Origin of the sequence: Gemella haemolysans (genome assembly GCF_001553035.1) — a bacterium.
In the GTDB taxonomy this organism is placed as follows: domain Bacteria; phylum Bacillota; class Bacilli; order Staphylococcales; family Gemellaceae; genus Gemella; species Gemella haemolysans_B.
In genome coordinates this window covers 1-502 of record NZ_KQ959988.1, presented here as the reverse complement: position 1 = coordinate 502, position 502 = coordinate 1, and the positions used below count along the sequence as shown (strand labels likewise).

Here is a 502-nt window from a genome sequence, read left to right as displayed (position 1 = left end):
CAAAGCAACAATCAAAGTATACGGTGAAAAAGGTGGAAAAGCAGATCTAACAAATTTAGTAGCACTAAAAGAGGTTACTGTAAATCTTCATAAAGAAGCTATGGAAATGGAGAAAAAACCAGGTGAAAATATGATGACAGATCATAAAAAACACGATTTAATGGAATCAAATATGAATGAAAAACCTATGGATATGCAAAAATCAGATGTTATGAATATGAAAGCACATATGCACAAAGATATGAAAGCGAAAAATATGAATGCTCATATGAACAATGACATGATGAAAAAAGGAATGTTACCAAAAACAAGCGCAGCTCCAGAAGGAACAATGAATGCAACTAACTCAATAAGTACTTCAACTACAGGAATAGTAGGATTAATCATCGCTAGTTTATTAGGTTTATTAGGACTTAGAAGAAAAAATGAAATCGACTAAATAGAATGGGAGTGACTCAAAAATCGTGATTTGATATGTACCCAAAATTCTGGACACATATAT

Annotated in this window: 1 protein-coding gene; it reads left to right on the top strand. The window is 31.7% G+C overall.

Features of this window, described 5'->3' with window-relative positions; all coding sequences use genetic code 11:
• Window positions 1–439 (top strand): SSURE domain-containing protein (locus HMPREF3186_RS07355; protein ID WP_156438995.1); only part of this gene is annotated, 439 nt, incomplete at its 5' end.
• Window positions 440–502 lie beyond the last annotated feature (63 nt).